Origin of the sequence: Allomuricauda sp. TY007 (genome assembly GCF_010468565.1) — a bacterium.
Taxonomy (GTDB): Bacteria; Bacteroidota; Bacteroidia; order Flavobacteriales; family Flavobacteriaceae; genus Flagellimonas.
Genome location: NZ_WUEG01000009.1, coordinates 36856 through 61079 on the forward strand (window position 1 = coordinate 36856; position 24224 = coordinate 61079).

General features: G+C 42.0%; 13 protein-coding genes. 12 read left to right on the forward strand and 1 reads right to left on the reverse strand.

Annotation, left to right across the window (positions count from 1 at the left end):
* The first annotated feature begins 109 nt into the window (after window positions 1–109).
* The 11 genes from GO009_RS11025 (at window position 110) to GO009_RS11075 (ending at window position 20830) form a co-directional block, all read left to right on the forward strand.
* Window positions 110–3499, forward strand: coding sequence for a TonB-dependent receptor (locus tag GO009_RS11025; protein WP_163626259.1), 3390 nt, complete (start codon window positions 110–112; stop codon window positions 3497–3499).
* Between the two features lie 14 nt (window positions 3500–3513).
* The gene (locus tag GO009_RS11030) at window positions 3514–5274 is read left to right on the forward strand and encodes a RagB/SusD family nutrient uptake outer membrane protein (protein WP_163626260.1); all 1761 of its coding nucleotides are present in this window, start codon (window positions 3514–3516) and stop codon (window positions 5272–5274) included.
* A 137-nt stretch (window positions 5275–5411) separates the two neighbouring features.
* Window positions 5412–7583, forward strand: coding sequence for a hypothetical protein (locus tag GO009_RS11035; RefSeq protein WP_163626261.1), 2172 nt, complete (start codon window positions 5412–5414; stop codon window positions 7581–7583).
* Window positions 7584–7607: 24 nt separating this feature from the next.
* On the forward strand, window positions 7608–8825 hold the full coding sequence (locus GO009_RS11040; protein WP_163626262.1) for an AGE family epimerase/isomerase: 1218 nt from the start codon (window positions 7608–7610) through the stop codon (window positions 8823–8825).
* On the forward strand, window positions 8818–10263 hold the full coding sequence (locus GO009_RS11045) for a sugar porter family MFS transporter (protein WP_163626263.1): 1446 nt from the start codon (window positions 8818–8820) through the stop codon (window positions 10261–10263). The genes GO009_RS11040 and GO009_RS11045 overlap by 8 nt, the downstream gene beginning before the upstream one ends.
* A gap of 130 nt (window positions 10264–10393) precedes the next feature.
* Window positions 10394–12730: a LamG-like jellyroll fold domain-containing protein gene (locus tag GO009_RS11050; protein ID WP_163626264.1), complete on the forward strand. Its 2337-nt coding sequence runs from the start codon at window positions 10394–10396 to the stop codon at window positions 12728–12730.
* Window positions 12731–12887: 157 nt separating this feature from the next.
* The gene (locus GO009_RS11055; protein WP_163626265.1) at window positions 12888–14156 is read left to right on the forward strand and encodes a Gfo/Idh/MocA family oxidoreductase; all 1269 of its coding nucleotides are present in this window, start codon (window positions 12888–12890) and stop codon (window positions 14154–14156) included.
* 114 nt (window positions 14157–14270) lie between these two features.
* Window positions 14271–17663: a DUF1080 domain-containing protein gene (locus tag GO009_RS11060; RefSeq protein WP_163626266.1), complete on the forward strand. Its 3393-nt coding sequence runs from the start codon at window positions 14271–14273 to the stop codon at window positions 17661–17663.
* 191 nt (window positions 17664–17854) lie between these two features.
* On the forward strand, window positions 17855–19666 hold the full coding sequence (locus GO009_RS11065; protein ID WP_163626267.1) for a sodium:solute symporter family protein: 1812 nt from the start codon (window positions 17855–17857) through the stop codon (window positions 19664–19666).
* 29 nt (window positions 19667–19695) lie between these two features.
* On the forward strand, window positions 19696–19968 hold the full coding sequence (locus tag GO009_RS11070) for a hypothetical protein (RefSeq protein ID WP_163626231.1): 273 nt from the start codon (window positions 19696–19698) through the stop codon (window positions 19966–19968).
* Window positions 19969–19993: 25 nt separating this feature from the next.
* Entirely contained in the window at window positions 19994–20830 is an 837-nt protein-coding gene (locus GO009_RS11075; protein ID WP_163626268.1) for an N-acetylglucosamine kinase, read from the forward strand.
* Window positions 20831–21454: 624 nt separating this feature from the next.
* On the opposite strand, the gene GO009_RS11080 is transcribed toward GO009_RS11075, so the two are convergent.
* The gene (locus GO009_RS11080; RefSeq protein WP_163626269.1) at window positions 21455–22819 is read right to left on the reverse strand and encodes a hypothetical protein; all 1365 of its coding nucleotides are present in this window, start codon (window positions 22817–22819) and stop codon (window positions 21455–21457) included.
* Between the two features lie 124 nt (window positions 22820–22943).
* Between GO009_RS11080 and GO009_RS11085 the strand changes: the two genes are divergently transcribed.
* Window positions 22944–24197 carry a hypothetical protein gene (locus GO009_RS11085; protein WP_163626270.1) on the forward strand — a complete coding sequence of 418 codons (1254 nt, stop codon included), beginning with the start codon at window positions 22944–22946 and terminating at the stop codon, window positions 24195–24197.
* Window positions 24198–24224 lie beyond the last annotated feature (27 nt).

Below are 24224 nucleotides of genomic sequence, written 5' to 3' on the forward strand. Positions count from 1 at the left end.
AAGAGTGATTTAAACCAAATGTTAAATCATCTTAATACAGAACAAAGATATGAAAATCCTTTCGATGTTAAGGGGCATGCCCCCCTTATACTTGAAGTTAGACCTTAAAATGAAACTGACAGTCTATCTTTTTATCATTTCCCTTTTTCAGGTTCAGGCAAGTTCCTATGCCCAGAACACCAAAATCACTTTGCATTTAGAGAATGTTAGTGTTGAAAAAGTGTTGAGAGAAATTGAGTCCAATACGCAATTCAAATTTTTGTACAACGATAACGAAATTGAATATGCCAAGAAGGTCTCTATCAATGTAAAAAACAAACGCATTTCCAAAATTTTGGAAGAACTCTTCTCGAAAACCCCAATAACCTATGAGGTTTTCAAAAAACAAATAATACTTAAGCGTTCCTTGCCTAGGGTGGATGAAGACAGACCAAAAAAAAATACGAAAACCAATAATTACCAACAAATGGTTTCGGGATCTGTCAAGGACATTGACGGAAACCCATTGCCAGGGGTCAATGTTTTGGTAGATGGAACCACTAATGGAACCCAGACCGATTTCGATGGCAATTATTCGATAGAAGCGGATGAAGGTGACATACTTGTGTTTTCCTATATGGGAATGATCACTCAGCGTATTGAAGTGACCACCGATGTAGTTGAAGTGACCATGAAAGAAAATACAAGTGAACTAGATGAGGTGATCGTTGTAGGTTACGGGGTGCAGAAAAAGGAAAACCTGACGGGAGCCGTTGGGGAGACTTCTAGCGTGGTCCTTGAAAACAGGGCCGTCCAAAATGCCGGTCAAGCTTTACAGGGTACAGTTGCCAACTTGAATGTAACGACCAACCCTGGTTCACCGGGAAGAATTGGTCAAGGCTCTGCCTTTCAAATCCGGGGACTTGGTGATATAAATGGCGGAGCGGCACCACTGGTACTCATTGATGGTGTACAGGGCGATTTAAACCTTTTAAACCCGATCGATATTGAGAGCATATCGGTGTTGAAAGATGCAGCATCGGCTGCAATCTATGGGGCCCGAGCAACTTTTGGGGTCATTTTGGTAACCACAAAAAAAGGTTCTAGAAAGCAAACCACGGTAAGTATTAACAGTTCGGTGTCGAACAACGCTCAAACTGTTTTTCCAAAAACAGTAAATTCCCTGCTTTATGCAGAAACAGTGAATGCAGCTGCGGCCAACTCGGGAATGAACCCGATTTTTGGTCCAGACCAGATGGATAGAATACGACAATACCTTTCCGATCCAGGGAGTATTCCGACCACGGTCCCCGAGCCCGGAGATCCTTCGCGTTGGAGTTATGGACTGGGTAACGCAAATGTGGATTATTTTGATGCGTACTACAGTGATTCCATGGTAAGCCAAAAACACGACTTTGCGGTAAGTGGAGGAGGAGACAATACAGATTATCGTATCTCTTTGGGCTACCTGGACCAAGATGGGATTTATGAGATAGGACAGGATAACTACAAACGGTACAATCTTTTGGCCAATATTAATACGGATTTGAACGAGAAACTCAAGTTTAGCTTTCAAACCCTGTACAATAGAGGTTTTACCAATGAACCTTATGACTATTCGGCACAGACAGGTGACCTTTTTCATATTACCTATACGAGGCAGCCACACTGGCCACTGTACGATCCCAATGGATATCCTTTGTGGACCTCGGAAATCCAATATTTTGAAGGATCAAGACGTAAGATTAGGGAGGATGAATTAAAATTGATGGGAACCGTGGTGTTTGAGCCCATAAAAGATTGGAAAACCACTGCACGGTACTCGTACTCCAAATTAATGACGGAAGTCAACGCCCATCAGGCTGTTTTACAGGCACATGATACGGATGGGAATCCATACGATATTCAGTCCGTCAATTCTGTGAGCAAAACAAATGCATCAAGGGATTATGAAAGTTTAGAGTTGTTCTCTTCTTACGATAAAACCATTGGCGGACACTATTTTAACGTGCTACTCGGAGGCCAGAGAGAAGATTATACCCGCAATGCAATATCGGGTTATGTTCCCAATTTGGTCACCGACGCCATACCGTCCTTGAATACGGGAACAGGTATTAGGCAAACATCCGATTCAATTGATGAGTGGGTCAATATTGGTTTTTTTGGCCGGGTAAACTACAATTACAAAGGCAAATATTTGTTTGAGGCGAATGCTAGGTATGATGGAACGTCAAAATTTCCTGTGGGAAATCAATGGGGATTTTTTCCGTCGGTATCCGCAGGTTGGAACATTGCCAAGGAAAACTTTTTCAAGGTTGAGGAAATCAACTCCCTTAAGCTAAGGGCTTCCTATGGAGAACTCGGGAATCAGCAAATTTCAAATTACCTCTTTTATGCACAAGTCCCCATTCGTACCAATCTGGGGTATATAATTGATGGTGAGCGGCCCAATTATATTTCTGCGCCAGGGTTGGTCAGTAATAATTTAACCTGGGCAACAGCTAACACCTTGGATTTTGGTTTGGATGTAACGATGTTGAAGAATCGTTTGAGTCTGAGTTTTGATTGGTTTGAAAGAAAGACTTTGGATATGGTTGGTCCAGCAGAAGCTTTGCCCTCAATTTTAGGAGTGGGTGTCCCGGTAACCAACAATGCAGATATGGTGACCAAAGGATTTGAATTGACCTTGGGTTGGAACGATGTCATTAACGAAGAGTTCAATTACTCACTACAATTCAATTTATCGGATAACTTTTCCAAGATTACCAAATACAACAGTACAACCAACAATATTTGGGGCTTTTATCCAGGCAAGGAGATTGGTGAAATATGGGGGTACACCACCGCGGGAATTATCCAAAGTGATGAACAATTGAACAATATGGCCGACCAGACGACTTACATCTATGGTGGAAACTGGAACCTCGGAGATATTGAATATACCGATTTGAACGGAGATGGCGTAATCTCCCAAGGGGAAAATACCATCGAAGACCCAGGAGATTTAAGAAGGATAGGAAATACAACACCGCGTTATGCCTTTGGATTCACTACCAGATTCGATTGGAAAGGATTCGATTTCAATATGTTTTGGCAGGGTATTGCAAAAAGAGAAGTTTCGTTGGGTGACATTCCGTTTTATGGTCTTACGGGAAGTTGGACACAGCAAGTGTTCGAAACAACACTGGACTATTGGACACCCGAAAATACGGATGCCTATTTTGCGAGACCGTATGCAACGGGCGAAATCAGGAAAAACCAGCAACAGCAAACAAGATTTTTGCAAGATGCTTCCTATATGCGGTTGAAAAACCTTCAGTTGGGCTACTCCCTACCGAGTACTGTTTTGGATCCTTTAGGCTTTAGTAGGCTTAGAGTTTATGTTAGTGGAGAAAACCTACTGACCTTTTCGCCCATTGATGAGAACTTTGACCCGGAAAGACTTCACGGATATTATGGTCCGGGTAAATCATACCCATTGTTTAGAACAATTACCATGGGTGTAAACATTGAATTTTAAAATTGGATAAGATCATGAAAAAATATACACTAGTCACAATGATGGCCGTACTACTTGTTGCGATGCTATCATGCGAAGATGAATTGACCACTATTCCAAAGGACACTATTACCGATCAAGGTATTACATTCTCGGCCAATGAGATGGAAATGTACGCCAACCAGTTTTACACATCTTTGCCGGGAACCATGGCTGCATGGGCGTGGGAATCCGATGCTGCATCTGATAATAATGTTCCAGCTTCATTTACATCATATCCATTGGCATTTGGAACCCAGACTATTCCCGCTTCAGGTGGAGGTTGGAATTGGGGGAACATCCGCAATGTCAATTTTTTCTTGGACAATATTTCTGTCTCCGAAGCGCCGCAATCCGCTCAAGACAAGTATATTGGGGAAATACTATTTTTTAAGGCCTTCTTTTATTTTGATTTAATGAAAAGGTTTGGCGATTTACCTTGGTTGTCAACTACATTGGATGTGGACTCTCCGGAACTGTTCGAAGGACGTTTGTCCAGATCGGTGGTTGCCGATTCCATACTTTCCGTATTAGATCGTTCCATTGAAAAGCTGCCTACAAAAACACAAACCCAAGAAGGACGTATCCACAGGGATGTTGCTCTTCTTTTTAAAGCCAGGGTGGCTCTTTACGAAGGTACTTGGGAGAAGTACCATGCAGGAACTCCTTTTGAAGGTGATGGTAGGGATGTGAACAGGTTTTTTGTCCAAGCCAGGGATGCCGCTGAAGAAGTCATGGAAAGTGGATATACGCTTTACAATGATTTTTCACATCCCGAAATCCCCAATGGCTTCAGTTACTGGAGATTGTTTTCAACACCAAGCTCAGAAATTTCAGGAATATCAGAAGTGCTGTTGGCAAGAGAGTACAGTGCCGATTTGGATTTGATCTATTGGGGTCAGCAAATCAGAACCTCCGGAGGGCCCAATGGACAAGGAATTTCAAAATCTTTGGTGGATGCTTACCTGTGCGATGATGGATTACCAATTAGTGTAAGCCCGGAGTATATGGGAGATGAAACATTGGAAGATGTGACGACCAATAGAGATCCTCGCTTGAAAATGACCGTATCGACCCCAGGGATGCCTATCAAGATATCCAATGGGGTAGTGGACAGGTATGAACTGCCCTTTCTAACCTTGAATCCATGGCCCAATACCACGGGGTATCAAATTTACAAGTGGCTCAGTCCATTTATAGCGACTGAAGATGCTTCTGGGAACAATACCTCCAATGCCGTTCCCTTGTTCAGATATGCAGAGGCATTGTTGATAGCTGCCGAGGCACATGAAGAACTGGGAACTTGTACCCAGGCAGTGTTGGATCGGACCATCAATTTGCTAAGGGACAGAGCAGGTGTTCCCCATCTTAATGCAATAGTTGGTTTTACCGATCCCAATTGGAATTTTCCCGAACTATCACCTTTGATGAATGAAATCAGAAGGGAAAGAAGAGTGGAACTGGCCTTCGAAGGATTTAGAACAGATGATCTGTATCGTTGGGCGGCCACGGATTTGATTCGAGCGCCCAGACTTGGGTCCAAATTGGAGCAATGGAGAGATAGACCCTTCGAGCCCGCCTATGATGTGGATGAAGTATCCCCTAGGGTAGAAAATGTTGATGGCTATATATCTCCTCTGCTACAAACCTTTGGCGAAGGGGAAGTAGGATTTGACCCTTCAAAAAACTACTTGGCACCTTTACCTGTAGACCAGCTTACATTAAACCCAAACCTAAAACAAAACCCAGGATACTAACCATAGCATTTTTATATGCAGTTTAGTTGCGGCCTTCCAATTTTTGCGGAAGGCCGCATACTAAATGATGGAGCATTTTGTGGTCATATCCGTCTTCACCTTTTACACTCCATGTCCTCAAAACACAATCTCTTAAAATGAAATTATTTCAAAAAATACTAATGTTCCTAGGGCCTTTGGTCATTGTTTATATGCTAATGGTATGGTATTCGGCCCCTCAGAAAATACACGTGTACTCTGATGAGACCAATGATCTGTTCCAAGTAATCCAAAACTTGGAATATTTGGAAGTGGTCCGCTATGATAATTTGGATGAATTGATACGTGGCATTGGTGAGGGAGAACCTTCGCTTATTTTAACCGATACGTATCCAAACGAACGACTAAAGCTTCCAGACGATTTTTTCAATTTATTGAAAAAGAAGGAATGTCGATTTTATGTCGAGTTCGTGGATAAACTTCCAGGGGTGGAGATTCAACCAAAGAATAAAATATCAAAGTATGAACGAGCAGTGGTCAATTCCTCTTTTTTTGGAGGAATTCCCGATAGCTTGGACATTTTGGCCGTCAATGGCCTGACCTACATTCCTACCCAAGTTTCCAATGCCCATATCGTTGCGGCTAGGGTTGCTGGTCTGGATAATGCTATTTATGGAATTCCCAAAGAGAATAATCCTTTATTGTTCAAATTGAACGATTATAATGGATTGGTATCGACAACAGGGCTGAGCAATTTCATAAAAGGAAGGTACGCCCCACAAGTTGAATGGCAGGGGGTATGGAAAGGTATACTTCAATTTTTATTGGCTGATGGTACTGTAGTTGAAGGGTTGGACTGGAATCCTAAAATACAGACCACCTACGCCCGAAACGAGCAATTACCGCTCGATTACCAGAAAAAAAGCCTTGAAAAGGGCATTGATTGGTTCATAAATGCTAAAATGCTGGTGCCGTCAAATTACAATGACATTATTGGAAACAATCATAACAAAGAAATTAAAACCAAATTCATCAATTGGAATGATACCATTCCCAATGGAGATGGTAGCAATGGGGTATTCGAATGTATTTTTTCCAGAATTGATGAAAAGGGGAATCAACCCATTGGGGTTGTGCTCAGGGGCGATTGTACAGGAGAGGTGGCAGGTGCCTTTGCCGCATCGGGAAAGGCGCTTGGTAAGGATGAGAACTACGAAATAGCCAATAACCTTTTGGAATTTTATCTGAAAGAATCATCTGCGCTGAAAGGGGAGTACGATGATCCGAGCCATGGAGCCTATGGACTTGTACCTTGGGGGATTTCCAGTTATGCATGGTACAAAGCCAATTATGGCGACGACAATGCCCGTTTGTTTCTGGGAGCCATTATCACAGCGGCAATTACGGGAAATACCGAACAGGATGATACATTGATGCGTATGCTACTCGCATTACACCGGACCACAGGTGTAAATGGTTTTAGAGGGGACCGGATTGATTTGCCCCAATTACAGGAAAACGGCTGGCAACATTACTATAATGGCCATACGGTCAATCTCTCGCCGCACATGGAGGCCTATCTCTGGGCCTGTTTCCTTTGGGCCTATGATAAAACAGGAGACCCCATTTTCTTGGAACGTACTAAAAAAGCAATAAAAGCCACCATGGAAGGCTATCCCCATGAATGGAAATGGATGAACGGACTGGCACAAGAAAAGGCCAGGATCTTACTGCCGCTTGCGTGGTTGGTACGTGTTGAAAATACCGAGGAAAACAGAAAAATGCTCTATACTGCCCTGGACGGATTACTGGACCTTCAGGATGAAAGTGGTGCCATAAGCGAAGAGTTGGGAAGCATTGAAAAAGGAGTTTTTCCACCTTCTAAAAGTAATGCCGACTATGGATTGCACGAGGCTTCTTTGATTGCAAAGAACGGAGACCCCGTTAGTGATTTGCTCTATACCACCAATTTTGCATTAGTAGGTCTGCACGAGGCTTGGTATACACTCAAAGATCCCCGGATAAAGAAATCGGTTGACCAATTATCGGAGTTTCTTTGTCGTATACAGGTAAAATCTCCGGAACATCCAGAGCTTCATGGGGGATGGATGAGGGCGTTTGACTTTGAAAGATTTGAACATTGGGGTTCCAATGCCGATGCTGGCTGGGGTGCATGGGCCATAGAAAGTGGATGGACACAAGGTTGGATTACGACCATACTGTCTCTGCGTGAGCTGGATACATCTATCTGGGATTTGACCAAGAATTCTAAAATCAACAACCATTACGATGCATTGAAGAAAGAAATGCTGCCGATCGGACATCAATAGATAAAGCAACCAAACAAAAGAAAAATGAGCTTGGAAAGCGAAAAAAGCATAACAGAGAGCTTGCATCAATTGAAGGAGGTGTATCGTTCTGCACTTTTTGATGACCTTGTTCCTTGGTGGGAAACCCATTCCGTTGATAAAAAGAACGGAGGGTACCATACCCGCTTGGCGCAGGATGGCACACCCTATTCCGAAGACAAGGATATGTGGATGACGGGCAGACAAATATGGATGTTCGGTCATTTGTACAATAGGTTTGAAAAAAGGGAAGAATGGAAAAACATCGCTAAACATGGATTGGACTTTATGATATCCAATGCATTTGGCGAAAATGGGAAAATGCACTTCAGATTGAACAACGTTGGCAAGCCCGTTTCTTCTGTACTGAGTTTGTATACCGAAGTTTTTGGGGCTATTGCATTGGCCGAATATGCAGCACTCAGTAAAGATGATGGCTTAAAACAGCGTGCATTTAAGATGTACGATTTCTTGTTGTCTAGATTGGGGAAGCCATCGGATACACCCATGTTGGGCTACCCGCTCAACAGGCAATTCCACTTGCATTCCCATGATATGTGCCGAATAACCGTGGCAAAGGTGTTCAAGGATATTTGGCCCTTAAAGCGACTTGATGATGACATTACTTTATCCATCGAGTCCATTTTAAATAGGCATTGGAAGCCGAATGAAGGGTATTTGTTGGAAAATGTGGGAATGGACGGTTCCACTATGTTGGATATTCCCGAAGGTCGGCTTTTTCATCCAGGACATGCTATTGAAAGTGCATGGATGATTATGGAAATTGGTATCGAACGGAATGAAAAAGAATGGATTAACGAAGCAATAGCTATTATTTTGGCATCACTGGAACATGGATGGGACAAAGAATATGGAGGTATTCGTTACCTGACCAATATCGATTGGACCCCAACACATGAACTGGAAGCGGACCTAAAATTATGGTGGCCACATGGAGAGGCATTGTATGCTTTGTTACTGGCGTGGCTTCATACGGGTAGGGAAGATATTAAAGTATGGTACTACAAGGTACATGAATATACTTTTACCCGTTTTCCAGATAAGGAACATGGCGAATGGTATGGTTATTTAAATCGGGAAGGAAGTCCGGTTTGGTCGACAAAAGCCAACGGATGGAAAGGATTTTTCCATATACCTAGGATACTGTTCAGGTGCCATCAATTATTGGAACTTACCATTAAATCAGCTGAAGAAAATGACTGATTTAAACAGTAAGGCAAAAGTAGTGTCAACAAGAAGACCTTTTTTAGTAGCAAAGGTCTGTATGGTGGCTTCACTGGGAGGCGTATTGTTTGGCTTCGACACTGCTGTAATTTCAGGAACTGTTGGTATGGTCGAGGCTCAGTTCGAGTTGGACAAAATTGAAGTTGGTTGGTTTGGAAGCTCCGCGTTAATCGGAGCGATTATCGGTTCCTTGGTTTCAGGTTCCCTAGGGGATAAATATGGACGCAGGTCCATACTTATTGTTTCCGCGGTACTTTTCTTTTTTTCCGCACTGGGCTCTACTTTACCCTCCTCATTCAGTTTGTTGATTGCCGCAAGGCTTGTCGGTGGCCTCGGAATTGGAATTGCTTCTGTCTTGGCGCCATTGTATATTTCCGAGTTTTCCCCTGCTAAGATAAGGGGACGTCTTGTGGCTTTGTACCAAATGTCGATCGTAATCGGCATATTGTTGGCTTACTTCTCAAACTGGGGAGTATTAAACCATGCTCATGCCAATCCAAATGGTTTTGGTGGTTCAGGAACCATGTACAAGATTATGGTTTCAGAAGTCTGGAGGGCCATGTTCGGAACTGAAATGGTGCCTGCCCTCTTGTTTTTTCTGTTGTTGTGGACAATCCCTGAAAGCCCGAGGTGGTTGGTCAAGGAAGGATATATAGAGAGATCGACAAGAATTTTGGAGAGAATAAATGGAAAGCTATTGGCAAATGCTGAATTGAAAAACATACTTGATGCTCTGTCGAACAAAGGCGGTTCATTGAAAGAACTGCTGAAGCCTGGTTTTAAAAAAGCCTTGATCGCAGGGTTGGGACTTTCTGTATTTGGGCAGTTTACCGGTGTGAACATCATTGTTTACTATGGCCCCGACATACTCAGGGATGCTGGCTTGAATTTCGACGGTGCTTTAAAGTTTCAAGTAGCCATTGGTCTCATCAACCTTGTTTTTACGGCTTTGGCCCTTTGGAAAATAGATAGATGGGGGCGTAGGCCATTGTTGATATGGGGTATGTTGTCCGTCTGTATATCTTTGATTGTAATAGGGATGCTCTTTTCGATACCGTCGATTCCTAGTATTTGGATTGTGGTAATGTTATGTGTCTATATGGCAAGCTTGGCATTTTCCATCAATGCTGTCATATGGGTTTTGTTGGGTGAACTTTACCCAACCCGAATCAGGGGGCGTGCCATGTCCGTAGTGACTTTTGCCAATTGGGGAGCTAATTTTGGAACTGCGTTTTTGTTCCCTTGGTTTGTTTCGGTCATTGGAATGAATGCAGGGTTCTTTGTTTTTGCAGGGTTTTGTTTGATGGCAACGGTTTTCTTCCATAAAATGATACCCGAGACCAAAGGGAAAACCCTTGAGGAAATCGAAGAATACTGGAGAAATAAAGGATTACAGGAGGTCGAAACCATGGACTAAGCTTGGACGTTGATGAATTGAAATCAAAGTCAAACGGAATTACCAGTGGTAGTGTAAATGGTTTTTTATGATTAATATTGTTCAAGTATTGAAAAACTAAGAATCAACTATAATTATATATTGTGCTGTTATGGCCAAGAGCTTTATAGCGTACAATTTTCCAAGTCAATCGAAACATATCCCCATTTGGTGCATTTATTGTTTTTGGATGCTTTTTATTGGGGTTCATTCCGCGTTCTCCCAAAAATATACATCCCTTTCTGAACGTGAAAAGCACCAGCTTCGCACAACCTCCCATATCTTAATTGACCTTAGGGAGATAAGCTTGGATTCGTTGATGTTCCAGACATTGTCCGATAATGTTCCATGGGCCGTAGTCCCTTCGGGAAATAGGGAAAAAAACGACAACTTTCTCGACCTATACGCCCATTATGGCAATCAATTGATAGTGTTGGGACAAGAGCGGGCGATTTCAAAAATTCCGGAGAACCTTTCCGTGATCTGGGTGGCTGATTCGGATATGTTTACCTTGGAACTAGATTCGCATAGGAACATTGATCAGACAAAAAAATCAAGCGACAAGGAACTTTTAAGCATATATGCAGGCCACGGGAACAACTTTACGTTTTCAAAGCTTCTTGATATTTGGCAAAGCCTAGGGAAAATGCCCAATTTCATCAAAACTGAAGCGTCTTTTGAACATCTTCACAGTTTGGTACAGCAACTAAATATCAATCCAAAAATATTTGGGGTTGTACAAACGGAAAAAGGATTGTTGGATGGGGTCATCTTTAAGGATTTTGGAGATACTCAGGTAGGGGGACATTTTAGCTATCCAGTACAAGATACCTTGGCTCTACCCATATTGGTTCCCTACAAACCTGGATTTCATTTTTCGCCTGACATTATTTACACTAGTCCAGAAAACCTAAATAACCAAAAAGAATTTGTTGGTTTCCCTTTGGATGCTGAATATGGTCTTTCTCATCATTTTGAATTTAAGGATGGGGTTACCGATAAAATGGCGAAAAATTCGAAGGGACTAATTTCAAATGATGTTGGTGTAAGAAGGGATTCGTTGTATGGAAAGGTCAGTTATTTTGAAGGAGGAGCCTATGTCGATGTGGGAATATCCAGTAAATCATCATTGAAGGGCAACTTTACCATTAATGCGTGGATAAAACCGACTAAATTAGGTCAAAACAACAGTATTTTAGGGAAGGGAGATAATTTTGTGTTCAAGATCCACGATGGCTTTTTAACCTTCACAATGGCAGGTATCAAGGATTACGTATCAACTTCTTCGCCTATTCCCTTAAATGAATGGTCCCATGTGGCCTTGGTACATTCCAAAATGGAAAACAAACTTTTTTTCTATATCAATGGGGAACGGACGGATAGCGTAGAACTGATTTCTGAATATGAAACATCAGATTATAACATACTTATAGCGAGTAACCTATGGGAAGAATTTTTTGAAGGCTACATCCGGGAGATAAAAATATGGGAGCGCGAATTGAATGACTCGGAAATCAAGGTACATTATAATCAAACAAAAGCCTTGAACAAGGAAAACCACATCTTTGAGTATGCGTTGGTATTACTGGTCTTGTTTGGAGGTGGATATGTTGTTTTTAGGTATTGGATGAAAAATAAGGTGGCGAAGGGGGAAAAAACAACACCCAGAATGGTCAAGTTTAAAGCCCCAAGAGTAGATGAGCAGCATTCCACACAAATATTATGCTTTGGTCCTTTACAGATTATTGATGAGCACGGTTTGGATGTTGCAAAAAAGCTGTCCCCACTTCAAAAAAAGCTGTTCATGATCACCTTTTTACATGGTCAGGGAAGTGAAAAGGGTATAGATACCAAACGTCTTACCGAATTGTTATGGCCTGGTAAAAGTGTTGCAAATGCAAAGAACACGCGTGGCACAACAATTCAAAATTTGAGACAGTTGTTGGACACATGTCCTGATCTTGAGCTGCTTTTCAAGGATAAACACTGGGTTTTGCAAATGGATGAAAAGTGTTACTCGGACTATACCACGGCAATGCAATATTTGGAATTTTTGGAGAGCGATAATTATTCGGACAAGCAACTGGAAACTGAACTTCGAAAATTGATTCCCATTGTTAAGAAAGGAAGACTATTTGCCAATACCAGTGCTCCCTGGCTGGATCCATTTATTGAAAAGTTCAGCAACCGGATTGTGGAGCAATTTATCCAAATCAGCAAAAATCCGATTATTAAGACTCATACGAACATAATGCTTGATTTAGCCGAAGTAATTTGCCTATATGATGACCTTAATGAACATGCTTTGAAGATGAAACTCAATGTACTCATTGAACAAGGAAAGCTTAGTTTGGCTCATCAAGCTTGTCATAATTTTAAAAGGCAATATGAAAAACTCTACGGAGAAGCCTACGAAGTTTCTTTCGAAGAAATGATAGCCTCCCAATGATAGCTTATTCATGCCTTTTGATGGAAAATCCTAAAAAAACCACATTTTTTTAATCCATTACCCCATTTGGTACCCCTTTTTTTAAGCCTGTGCTTTTTTATTTGCGACATCATTATTCAATGAGCTTGTTGTAAATAATCAAATCAAAGCATACCAGATGAAAAAAGAAATGAAAAGCAGAAGGGGGTTTGTCAAAAAGTCCTTGATAGCGGCAACCGGGATAAGCATTATACCAAGACATGTATTGGGAGGGCCAAACTTTATACCTCCTAGTGACCAACTTACCAAAGCGGTAATAGGTGTTGGTGGGATGGGCCAGGGCCACCTAACTTATGAAGGAACCAAATTGTTGGCCATTTGTGATGCTGATGGAAAACACTTGGCGGATACACTTAAGAAAGTTGGTGCCGATGTAAAGGGATATCGGGATTTTAGGGAAGTATTGGACAGACCGGACATTGATATTGTTCACATTGCCACTCCTCCACATTGGCATGGGCTTATGTCCATTATGGCCGCCGAGGCAGGTAAGGATGTGTGGTGTGAAAAACCAATGACCAGGACCATTGGCGAGGGGAAACGTGTGGTTGAGGCAATGAAGGTCCATGGGAAAATGTTTAGGCTCAACACTTGGTTTCGATTCAAGGATAACTTTTATGGAATGGGTACACCCGTTAAAAAGCTTAAAAAAGTGGTCGATAGCGGTGCACTCGGATGGCCATTAAAAGTGACCATAAGCGGGGTGACCGGCTTTAATTGGAAATTTTATTGGGTTGGGAAGGAGAATTTGGCACCGCAATCCGTTCCAGCCCAGTTGGACTATAATATGTGGTTGGGACCAGCTCCCGAAAAACCGTACAATTCGCATCGAGTTCATTCCACCTTTAGGGGCTATTGGGATTACGATGGCGGTGGATTGGGCGATATGGGCCAGCACTATATTGATCCCGTTCAATACTTTTTGGGAAAGGACCATACCAGTCCTGTCAAGGTTGAGGTGGATGCCCCGCAACAGCATTACGATGCCATCGGAACTTGGAGAAGGATAACGTATACCTATGCCGATGGTTGTCAAATCATATTGGATGGTGAAAACCGCGATAAGAATGCAGCCTATATCGAAGGGCCCGATGGCAAGATATTCAATGGATTCAAATCCACCATTCCTAATATTGAAGGGCTTATTAATACCCTTCCCGATCCCGAAGAGCAAATCACATCGTTTTCGGAGTCCGTGAAAACCCGTCAAAAATTCGCATTGAACGAAGAGAACGGACACCGTTCCGCAACAATTGTCAATATGGGGGTTGTGGCTTTGCGATTGGGTAGAAACCTCGATTTTGATCCGGTCAAACAAGAATTTGTAAACGACCCGGAAGCCAACAGGTTATTGGATCAACCCATGCGAACCTCTTGGGCCGATTGATCATTCACTTTAATTTCCAAATAGAACAAAAAAAGTACAGATCAATGGAGTGTATGTTGCGTTTCGAAATCAAATCGAAGTAGGAAGTACACATTGGTCAAAAACCACAAAAAAATGAAAAGAATACAATACCATATAACGACGCTCTTTTTACTCTTTGCCCTACAAATTTCCATAGGCCAGATCAACCGGACTTTGGAAACCAAAGTAGTGGATATATTGGCGCAGTTCCCAACCAAGGATTTGGAGCATTCGGACAAGCTAATGCAAGAAATATTGGAACTGGGCACCGAAGGGATTCAAAAGTTCCATGAACGTGTTGTTCCCTTGGGAACAGGTAACGATACCCAAGCAAGGTATGCTGTCCATAGTTTAGCGGTTTATGCAGGCAAACATCGGGCAGCTGTTGTCGAGAAAACACTATTGAGCGCTTTGGAGAAGGCACAGCATAAAGAAGTAAAAACATTTTTTATAGACCGTTTGGCGTTTTGTGGAACTGATGCAAGTGTTGAAACACTGGGTAAATACCTAACCGATAAAGAACTATATGAACCCGCATTGGCCACTTTAACCTTTATAGGAACTCAGAGATCGGCAGAAGCGATTCATTCTGCAACCAAATCAGCCGAAGGTATAAGGAAGGCGGCATTTATTGAATCATTGGGACGTTTGCACTTTGATTCTGCATCAAAAACCTTGGTGGAAGTACTGTCCGATTCAATGTCCGAAGCTTTTCTAAAACAAAAAGCAACGATGGCATTGGCGGAAATCGGTAGCCCAGATTCGTACGACACTCTTGCCAAAGCGGTTGAAAACGAAAAGTATCAATTGGGTGATACTAAGGCCGTTATTGCATATATCCATTATGGCAATAGACTTGTCGACGAGGGGAATTTGTACTTGGGAGAGCGAATAGCCAAGTCATTGTTGAAGAACTGTACTGAGGATAACCAGTTGAATTATAGAGCGGCTGGCATCAATATGCTAACCTCTTCCATTGGGAAAAATGCAACAAAGACTCTTTTGAAAGAGGCAAAGCATCATGATACGGCCTATAGGGGAAGCGTACTAAAGGCTGCAGGTCAGAATCTAACATCTACGGAAGTATTGAAATGGGTCAGATTATATAGGAAAATTGACGATGACGGGAAGATACAGCTTCTGGAAATGCTGCGAGAGCATCAAGAACCTGAAGTACTGGATAAGTGCATTGTCAAGGCCATCGAATCTGACAATGAAAGCTTAAAGTCGGCAGGGATACGGGCTTTGGATTTTCAAAAAAAGGAAAAAGCATTGCCACTACTTTTTAAAACATTACAAGGGGACAACACCGACACAACTTTTGCAACCATAGAAAATACGTTGCTCAAAATTGTAGATATTGACGATGCAACGTTGATTGCAGAAGAATTATCCCATATTGAAAATCAGAAAGCAAAAGCAGTATTGGTAAATGTGTTAGCCGACCGAAATGCCACAAACCAATTTGAAGCAATTGCAGGGTTATTGGATAAAGCAAATCCCGATCTGCAAAAAGCCATTTACAAGGCAATGCCATCCGTCTCGGCGAAAAAGAATTTATCCAAGTTGATGGAAATGCTCTCAATGGCAGAAGATGAAGCCAATATCAATTATGCGCAGCAGGCAATTGTAAAAGTTCTTAGCACCACTAAAAGGGAAAGTTCTTTGACCATTTATGATGCGTTTGCGGATTTTGAAGATAAATCAAAATTGATCCCAATACTTCCTGCAATAGGGGGGCAAAAAGCATTGACGCTGATATCGGAACAATTCGAATCAGGTAACAGTAAAGAAAAAAAGGCAGCAATACAGGCACTCGCGATATGGGAAGGAAACGAGAGCTTGGAATATTTGTTCAATACCATAATCGATTCAAAAGGAGATATTAGGGATTTGGCTTTTCGTCAATATTTGCAAAAAGTTGCTACTTCCGACCAACCCGATGACCAAAAACTGTTGCTCATACGAAAGTTGATGCCGTACAGTAGCAACTTGGCAGAGAAGAAGCAAGTGATACAAGCAGCTCAAACAGCGAAGACATTCCTGTCCTTGGTCTTTGTTTCTGATTATTTGGATGATGCAGACTTAAGTGCTGTGGCATCCAATGCTGTGATCAAGATTGCCTTGCCAACACCAGGCGCCAACAATGGCTTAAGTGGGGAGGTGGTCCGGGAGGCCGTATCAAAAAGCATGGCAAATTTAACAGGTCCCGATAGTCAATATCTCAGGATTGATGTTAAGGAGTTTTTGGATAAAATGCCCAAGGAAAGGGGGTTTGTATCCATATTCAATGGAAAGGACCTGACTGGTTGGGAAGGTTTGGTCGAAAATCCCATCAAAAGAAATAAGATGTCCAAAAGCGCCCTGAAAAAAGCCCAAGAAAAAGCAAATGCACAAATGTTAAAGGATTGGTTTGTAAAGGATGGGGTCATTGGCTTTCAAGGGGAAGGCTACAATAACATCTGTACGATAAAGGATTATGGGGATTTTGAGATGCTGGTGGATTGGAAAATAACCCATGGTGGAGATAGTGGTATTTACCTCAGGGGAACCCCACAAGTCCAGATTTGGGACACTGCTCGTACCGATGTGGGAGCAGAAGTCGGCAGTGGAGGATTGTACAACAACCAGGAAAACACAAGTAAACCTTTGGTGGTTGCCGATAATCCCATAAACGAGTGGAATACCTTTAGAATCAAGATGGTCGGAGAGCGAGTCACTGTCCATTTAAATGGAAAATTAGTTACCGATAATGTTGTTTTGGAGAATTATTGGGATAGGGACCGGGCCATTTTTGCAAAAGAGGCCATCGAGCTTCAAGCTCATGGCGAAGATTTAGGCTTTAGGAATGTTTATGTCCGTGAAATTCAGTCCGGCAATGAACTTTTAAGTTCTGAAGAGCAAAAAGAAGGCTTTCAATCCCTTTTTAATGGAAAGGACCTAGATCATTGGATTGGAAACAAGACAGATTATTCGGTTGAAAACAATGAGTTGGTGGTTCAACCGGAGCATGGGGGACACGGAAACCTATATACTGCCAACGAGTATTCTGATTTTATTTTTCGATTTGAATTTAAACTGACTCCGGGAGCCAACAATGGTCTTGGAATTCATGCTCCATTGAAAGGTGATGCAGCCTACGTTGGAAAAGAGCTGCAAATTCTGGACAATACGGCACCGATCTATGCCAATTTAAAGCCCTATCAGTATCATGGTTCAGTTTATGGGATTGCGGCCGCAAAAAGAGGGTTTTTAAATCCGGTTGGCGAGTGGAATTCCCAAGAAGTCATGGTAAAAGACGACCACATCAAAATCATACTTAATGATCACGTCATTCTTGATGCAGATATTAAAAAAGCCTCTGAAAATGGTACAGCGGATGGTCAGAATCATCCAGGACTTCAGCGAGATAGTGGTCATATTGGTTTTTTGGGGCACGGTTCGGTACTCTGGTTCCGAAATATCAGAATCAAGGAATTAAAGTAAGGAATCCCCAAGTTCTTGAAGATTTGAATATTTCTCCAATAAATTTTAAAAAGGTAAAAGACATAATAAACCAAATGGGCGACCTATTGGAGTTAGTTGACGAAGATGGGCAGGGTTTGCCCCCTGCCTTTCTATACATCAAATAACGAAAGCAAAAATAGATACCAATTCAGCCTTGCCAAAATATGAATATGATAACATTACGACCATTGGATTATGCCATAATCCTGTCATTTTTCGCTATTACCCTGGGTATTGGGTTCTATGTATCCAAGAGCTCTGGAAAAAGTAGTTCGGAATTCTTTCTGTCGGGTAGGTCGATGCCATGGTGGCTTTTGGGCATATCAATGGTCGCCACTACCTTTTCCACGGACACGCCCAATCTGGTCACCGATATAGTACGGACCAACGGAGTATCGGGTAATTGGGTCTGGTGGGCCTTTTTATTGACCGGTCTTCTGACGGTCTTTATATATGCAAGGTTGTGGCGGAAATCCAATGTCAATACAGACCTTGAGTTTTATGAGCTGAGGTATGGAGGCGCACCCGCAAGGTTTTTAAGGGGATTTAGGGCTATTTACCTAGGGGTGATCTTCAATGTGATAACCATGTCGGCGGTGACCTTGGCGGCCATCAAGATCGGAGGTATCATGCTTGGTCTCGAGCCATGGCAGACAGTTCTTATAGCAGGGTTGGTAACGGTTGTTTTCAGTGCAATAGGAGGTTTTAAGGGGGTTGTGTATACGGATTTCATTCTCTTTTTTGTGGCAATGGGGGGAACCATAGGGGCCGCCTATTACTTGGTGAACATCCCCGAAGTGGGAGGTTTGGAAAATCTTTTGTCAAATCCGGATGTCAAGGAAAAATTGAACATGGTACCGGAGTTGGACAATACCGATGCATTGATCACATTGATTATCATTCCACTGGCCGTACAATGGTGGAGTTCATGGTACCCGGGGTCCGAACCCGGGGGTGGAGGATATATTGCACAACGAATGCTCTCCGCCAAAAATGGCAAGCATGCCATAGCAGCCACTTTCTTTTTCAATATTATGCATTATGCCGTCAGACCTTGGCCTTGGATATTGGTGGCGCTGGCCTCTATTGTTGTATTTCCGGACCTTCAGAGTTTGCAACAGGCCTTTCCAATCATATCCGATGATAAACTAGGGCACGACCTGGCCTATTCAGCTATGCTGACCAAGTTGCCCACGGGTCTTTTGGGATTGGTGCTCACCTCATTGGTGGCAGCTTACATGTCTACCATTTCGACTCAGCTAAACTGGGGTTCTTCATATATTGTATATGATTTTTATAAGGAAAGAATCCATCCAAAGGCATCGGAAAAAAGATTGGTGGCTGTAGGGAGAATATCCACGGTAGTTTTGATGGTACTGAGTGCCGCATTGGCACTTTTGCTCCAGAATGCCCTACAGCTTTTCGAGATATTGCTCGTTTTTGGTGCGGGGACAGGTTTGATATTTATCCTTAGGTGGTTTTGGTGGCGAATCAATGCTTGGAGCGAGATTACTGCCATGTTTGCTTCAGGAATACTTTCCCTAGCTTTAAAGCTGACCCCTTTGGGAGATTATTTATTTTCCGTTAATGGTGGCCTTTTACCAAGTTGGTCGGAGTATCCCATGGTGGTATTTACCACTACGTTGTTGTGGTTGGCAGCGACCTACCTTACCCGGCCTGAACATGATGAGGTGCTCTATGGATTCTGTGAAAAAATCTGCCCGGGCGGACCGGGATGGCGTAGAATAGTCGATAAAGGCAAAACAGAAGGGGGTGAATTGGGGAATGACGAAGATTGGAGCGTTCCCAGCGGGATATTGGCGATGCTTTTGGGCACGGTACTAATCTATGCCTGCCTTTTCGCTGTAGGCCATTGGATATATGGGGAGTGGATTCTGGCGGGCACTTTGACTGCTATAGCGGCCGTTTCGGCCGTATGCCTTATGCTTACATGGAAGAAAATAGAAAAGATCATAAAATAAACTTGAAGAACAATTTTAAATCATACAGAATGAGTGCAGTGTTACGGTCAATACAATATGAGCTGGCAGGACAGTTTGAGGCCACCAGATATGAAAAGGTGCATAATGTCAGCTTCCAAGACTCCGATCAGGGATCATTGCAGGTTGCCAAGGAAATATCAGACTTGATCCGCGAAAAATCGAACAAGGGACAAAAATGTGTTCAGGGTGCGTGCCGAAGGCAGGAACAAGGAAACCGCACAGAGGTATCAGTTCCTTGGTTTGGCAAGCTATGCAGCAATGGACGCCTTTGTGAGATATGATTTCCTTAAAGGATAAACTTTATATATGGTATTGATAGCGGACAGTGGTTCTACCAAATGTGATTGGCAGGTTTACAATAAGATGGGGGACATGGTGTTTCAAAAGAGCACAAACGGCATCAATCCCATGATTCACTCTGATGATGATATATTGTTGGTTCTACAAGAGCTGAAAAATGATATTTTAATTGAAATTTCACAAATAGAATTTTACTGTGCCGGTGGTAAAAATGAAGAGTCACAACAAAGATTGACACGAGTCTTTCATCAATTGTTCAAACGAGCTCAGGTGCGAATTGAAGACGATCTGGGAATGGCGGTAAAATGTACTAAAGGCGTACCTGGTGTAGTATGTATTTTGGGTACGGGCTCGAACAGTTGTTTCTTTGATGGAACCAAGATTCATAAACGATTGCCCGATCTGGGATATCAGGTTATGGACCTGGGCAGCGGAAATTATTTTGGAAGAGAGTTGCTGCGCAGTTATGCCTATGGTTATATGCCCCATGATCTGATGGAAAAATTTGGGAATAGGTATGACCTCGAAAGTAAAGTCATACTACAAGAACTTTATCGGGGAGAGAACCCAAGTTCCTATCTGGCAAACTTTGCCAGGTTTATGATCGAGAACCATGAACACCCCTTCCATCTGGCGATGATAGAGAAAGGGATGGAAAAGGTTTTTGATTATGTTTTGAGGCCTTATCAGTATGAAATCAAGCGACACCCCTTGTATTTTATCGGTTCGATTGCCTTTCATTTACAAGACCACTTAAGGGAGAAGGCAAAAGTGCAGGGGTATGAAGCAATTCACTTTATAGATAAACCGATTAAGTACTTATCAGTAGCATCACAGATGTAATGGGAATGGTCTTTTTAGGTATTTCATATTTTTAATTAACTTTTTTTATAATTGAAATGTAGCTTATGGTGGACTAGTAGTCGGGCTTGGCCTAATGAGGATGATTTTTTCAAGCTCATACATGCAGAACACTTGCTCGAAATTAGACCTGAATGAATACTATGTTTAGGACTTAGCGTTAGTTACCGTTTTTTTGACTGAACAACAACGGTTGCAGAGATGTTTGGTTTGATGAAAAATTAAAAATTATAATGAGTCTTACCCTCATATTGGACTTAACACTATTTAATATTTTTCGTTAATTTTATTTTTTAGGAAAGAGATTACCAAAAGTGGCCTGTAATTCGGTTAGTTACAAAACATAAGCAAGGCGAAAGCTAGTAAATAAAGGGCTTCGGAGATTTTAGATTTCCGAAGCCCTTTTGCTTGTACCAAACCTATTAGGACAAAAATCAAAGTTTCTCATTCTTGTTAAATTGAAGAAGTGTGAACCCTTGGTTGCCAAGCCCTACCATATATGATAGCAAAAACAGGTTCAGGTAAGGCAGGTCAACGGCACTCCAATACATCCCAGTGCTTCCCAAAAAGTTCGTTTTTGGGATTGGTATTAGAATATGCAAATGCTCATTCTATTGAAATACCATTTAAATCTTCCAACTTGGCCACACATCCCCAATTATATTTCTGGCGGTTATCGCCCGACAGTACAAAGGTCAGTTCATTGGAGCCTTTGGATAAATTCAGCACGGTCTGTTCATCATCCACAAAAACCCTACCTTCCATACCCTTTTCCGGAAGTGGCCTAAAGTTCATTCCCCCATCGAACAGGACTTCGGAATTCAATAAGATCACCAAGTGGTCAGCGTAATCAAAGTTTAGTTTGACATCCTTATCGGAATCAGATACTATGTTACAGGTCAGAGTGACCGTTTTGTCCATATCATCATAAAAGCGACTGATGTTTAAAATGCCATCCATGTCGGCAGTTACCGTTTTAAATTTTTCTCTGTAATCGAATAGGGAATCCACTTGGGCCATAAAATTCACCGAATCCTTGGCAAAGGGTTCCGATATTTGCCACTTGGTCAAATAATTCGGAGAAATCACCTTTTCGGTATCCCGTTGTTTTGGCACATTGGAACTTTCAATTTCCCGAATGGATACATCGCTAAAGTAAACCTGGCCAAAGGTGCTGTACAAGCTTATACCACCTTTCTTGGAATCACGCTTTAGGTTATCAACAACAAAGGTCGGGGTATCCATATTCTCAACATAAACGGACATTTTGTCTTCAATGACTTCCACCTTTACATGGACCCAAGTACTTATGTCCAAAAATACTATACCATCTTCCCGTTTCTCGAAAAGCAGTGCTTTATTGCTTTGAGGGTCGTAAATATAGGAAATGGTCTCATCGGGAAAGTCCAAGAACGATTCCTCCGAGAATATGATACCTTTCTCCTCCAGTGCCTTTAAAAGTTTATCGCTCACTTTCCCTTGGACCAGTTGATTCTCCAAGGAGGGTGATAAAATGGCCACTTCCTTTCTCGGGTATTCAGCATTGCCTTCATACTTGGGGTAGTTATAGAGTTGCCAAGGCAAACTCCCATTATAGATGGGAATGTACTGTAGTGCATCCTTTTTTCCGCTCATCATCATTCTCAGGTACAGGTATTCATAATTTTCTTTATCCTGAACCCTAAAGCCCAATCCCGGAACTTGGCCATTACAATGAAACTCCAATTGGAAATTTTTGAAATCTTTGTCCTTGAGATAAGCTTTTTGGCTTGGCTCCAAGAACATCGCATATTTTCCCTGATGGTCCACAACTTTCAACGTATCCGTAGAACCGTCCATATTTTCAATCTGCCAATTGTTTTTGGTAAAGGCAAATTCTTGGGCAATAATGTTCTTTTTGTTTTCTTGGAGGCATGATACTAGAACAATGGCTATGGCAAGTATCAAGAGGTTTCGAATGCTGTTTTTCATGAAATGATCTATTTTTGATGTAATCGACTTACGGTATACCAATGTAAGGTTGCCTGCAAAGTTTTTAGGTGCATTGGTTGTTCATCTTTGTTCAAGTTTGTTCATAGTCGACATGGATTTATAAATGGAGAAGTTTAGGAAACATATCAAAGCCTGTTTTCAACGAATTGAAGAAAAATTGGGCAAGGAATCTTGCAGCAAGTGGGACACCCATGATTTTAAGGCCCTTAGCGAGAGCATTCAGGAAGAAACGGGCACATTGTTGAGCGTATCCACACTAAAACGACTTAGTGGAAAGGTAAACTATGCATCTCACCCGAACAAGACCACTTTGAATGCACTGGCCAACTATATTGGTTTTAAGGACTGGGGCGCATTTTCCAATTACTGTGATGGTAAGTTTGTGAAAGAGGAAAAAAAGAGCAGCGCTAATTTACCGATGAAATCTTTAATAGTCTTTTTATTGCTTGGTATTGCGCTTTTTTCATCCGTATTTTTGGCAGCCAGGAAAAAAGATATCACCTATAATCCTGATGATTTTGCTTTTAATGGCAAGTCGGTCACCATGGGGCTTCCAAATTCTGTTGTTTTCAGGTACGATGCATCTGCCGCAGAAGAAAAAGCGAAAATAGAGATCCAGCAGGATTGGGACGAAAGCAAGCGGGTACCCGTCAATAAAAATGACAGTGTTTCCACCAGCATTTATTACCGGCCAGGATATTTTAAATCCAAACTCGTGGTCGATGAAACCATTGTCAAAGAAAAAGGTATTTTGATTCCCACGCCGGATTGGGTGGGGGTCATTGAGACGGATTCTGTACCTATTTATTTGGACAGGGAGGACTATCGTTCGGAAAAATCCTTATCCATAAAAGCCAGCTCGCTAAAGAAATATGGGGTGGATCCACGAGCATCAAGAACTCCCGTCGGCTTCTATCAAATTAGGGACTTTGGGGAATTATATACTACCGATTTTGAAATGACAGCTTCAATCCGGAACGATTTCAAATCCGGTAAGAGTCAATGTCAAACTGCACAATTGGTGATTGTTCACGAGGATGGACCAATAAGTATTATGCTGACCGACAAAGGCTGCATTTCCGATATTATGCTGTACGCATTTGATAAGACCATAGATGGAAAGAAAACAGATCTTTCCGGTTTTGGTGTGGATTTTACCGATTTTGTCGAAGTGAAATGTATTTCAAAGGACGGGAAACTGGATATTGTAATGGACAAACAACCCATATTCTCATTTAAAGTGCCCGATATTCCAAAAAAAATCGTTGGCCTCAGCATCCATTTTGAAGGAGCTGGGACGGTCCAACATGTAGCGTTTAAAAATAATAGAGGAATTATGTATTCTACCAATTTCTAAAAACTAAAAATGCTTAAAATTTTACTT

What these genes read in the sequence shown, in the direction of transcription:
- GO009_RS11025 (WP_163626259.1), top strand. Translation starts at nt 110, where the DNA reads ATGAAACTGACAGTCTATCTTTTTATCATTTCCCTTTTTCAGGTTCAG.
- GO009_RS11030 (WP_163626260.1), top strand. Translation starts at nt 3,514, where the DNA reads ATGAAAAAATATACACTAGTCACAATGATGGCCGTACTACTTGTTGCG.
- GO009_RS11035 (WP_163626261.1), top strand. Translation starts at nt 5,412, where the DNA reads ATGAAATTATTTCAAAAAATACTAATGTTCCTAGGGCCTTTGGTCATT.
- GO009_RS11040 (WP_163626262.1), top strand. Translation starts at nt 7,608, where the DNA reads ATGAGCTTGGAAAGCGAAAAAAGCATAACAGAGAGCTTGCATCAATTG.
- GO009_RS11045 (WP_163626263.1), top strand. Translation starts at nt 8,818, where the DNA reads ATGACTGATTTAAACAGTAAGGCAAAAGTAGTGTCAACAAGAAGACCT.
- GO009_RS11050 (WP_163626264.1), top strand. Translation starts at nt 10,394, where the DNA reads ATGGCCAAGAGCTTTATAGCGTACAATTTTCCAAGTCAATCGAAACAT.
- GO009_RS11055 (WP_163626265.1), top strand. Translation starts at nt 12,888, where the DNA reads ATGAAAAAAGAAATGAAAAGCAGAAGGGGGTTTGTCAAAAAGTCCTTG.
- GO009_RS11060 (WP_163626266.1), top strand. Translation starts at nt 14,271, where the DNA reads ATGAAAAGAATACAATACCATATAACGACGCTCTTTTTACTCTTTGCC.
- GO009_RS11065 (WP_163626267.1), top strand. Translation starts at nt 17,855, where the DNA reads ATGATAACATTACGACCATTGGATTATGCCATAATCCTGTCATTTTTC.
- GO009_RS11070 (WP_163626231.1), top strand. Translation starts at nt 19,696, where the DNA reads ATGAGTGCAGTGTTACGGTCAATACAATATGAGCTGGCAGGACAGTTT.
- GO009_RS11075 (WP_163626268.1), top strand. Translation starts at nt 19,994, where the DNA reads ATGGTATTGATAGCGGACAGTGGTTCTACCAAATGTGATTGGCAGGTT.
- GO009_RS11080 (WP_163626269.1), bottom strand. Translation starts at nt 22,819, where the DNA reads ATGAAAAACAGCATTCGAAACCTCTTGATACTTGCCATAGCCATTGTT.
- GO009_RS11085 (WP_163626270.1), top strand. Translation starts at nt 22,944, where the DNA reads ATGGAGAAGTTTAGGAAACATATCAAAGCCTGTTTTCAACGAATTGAA.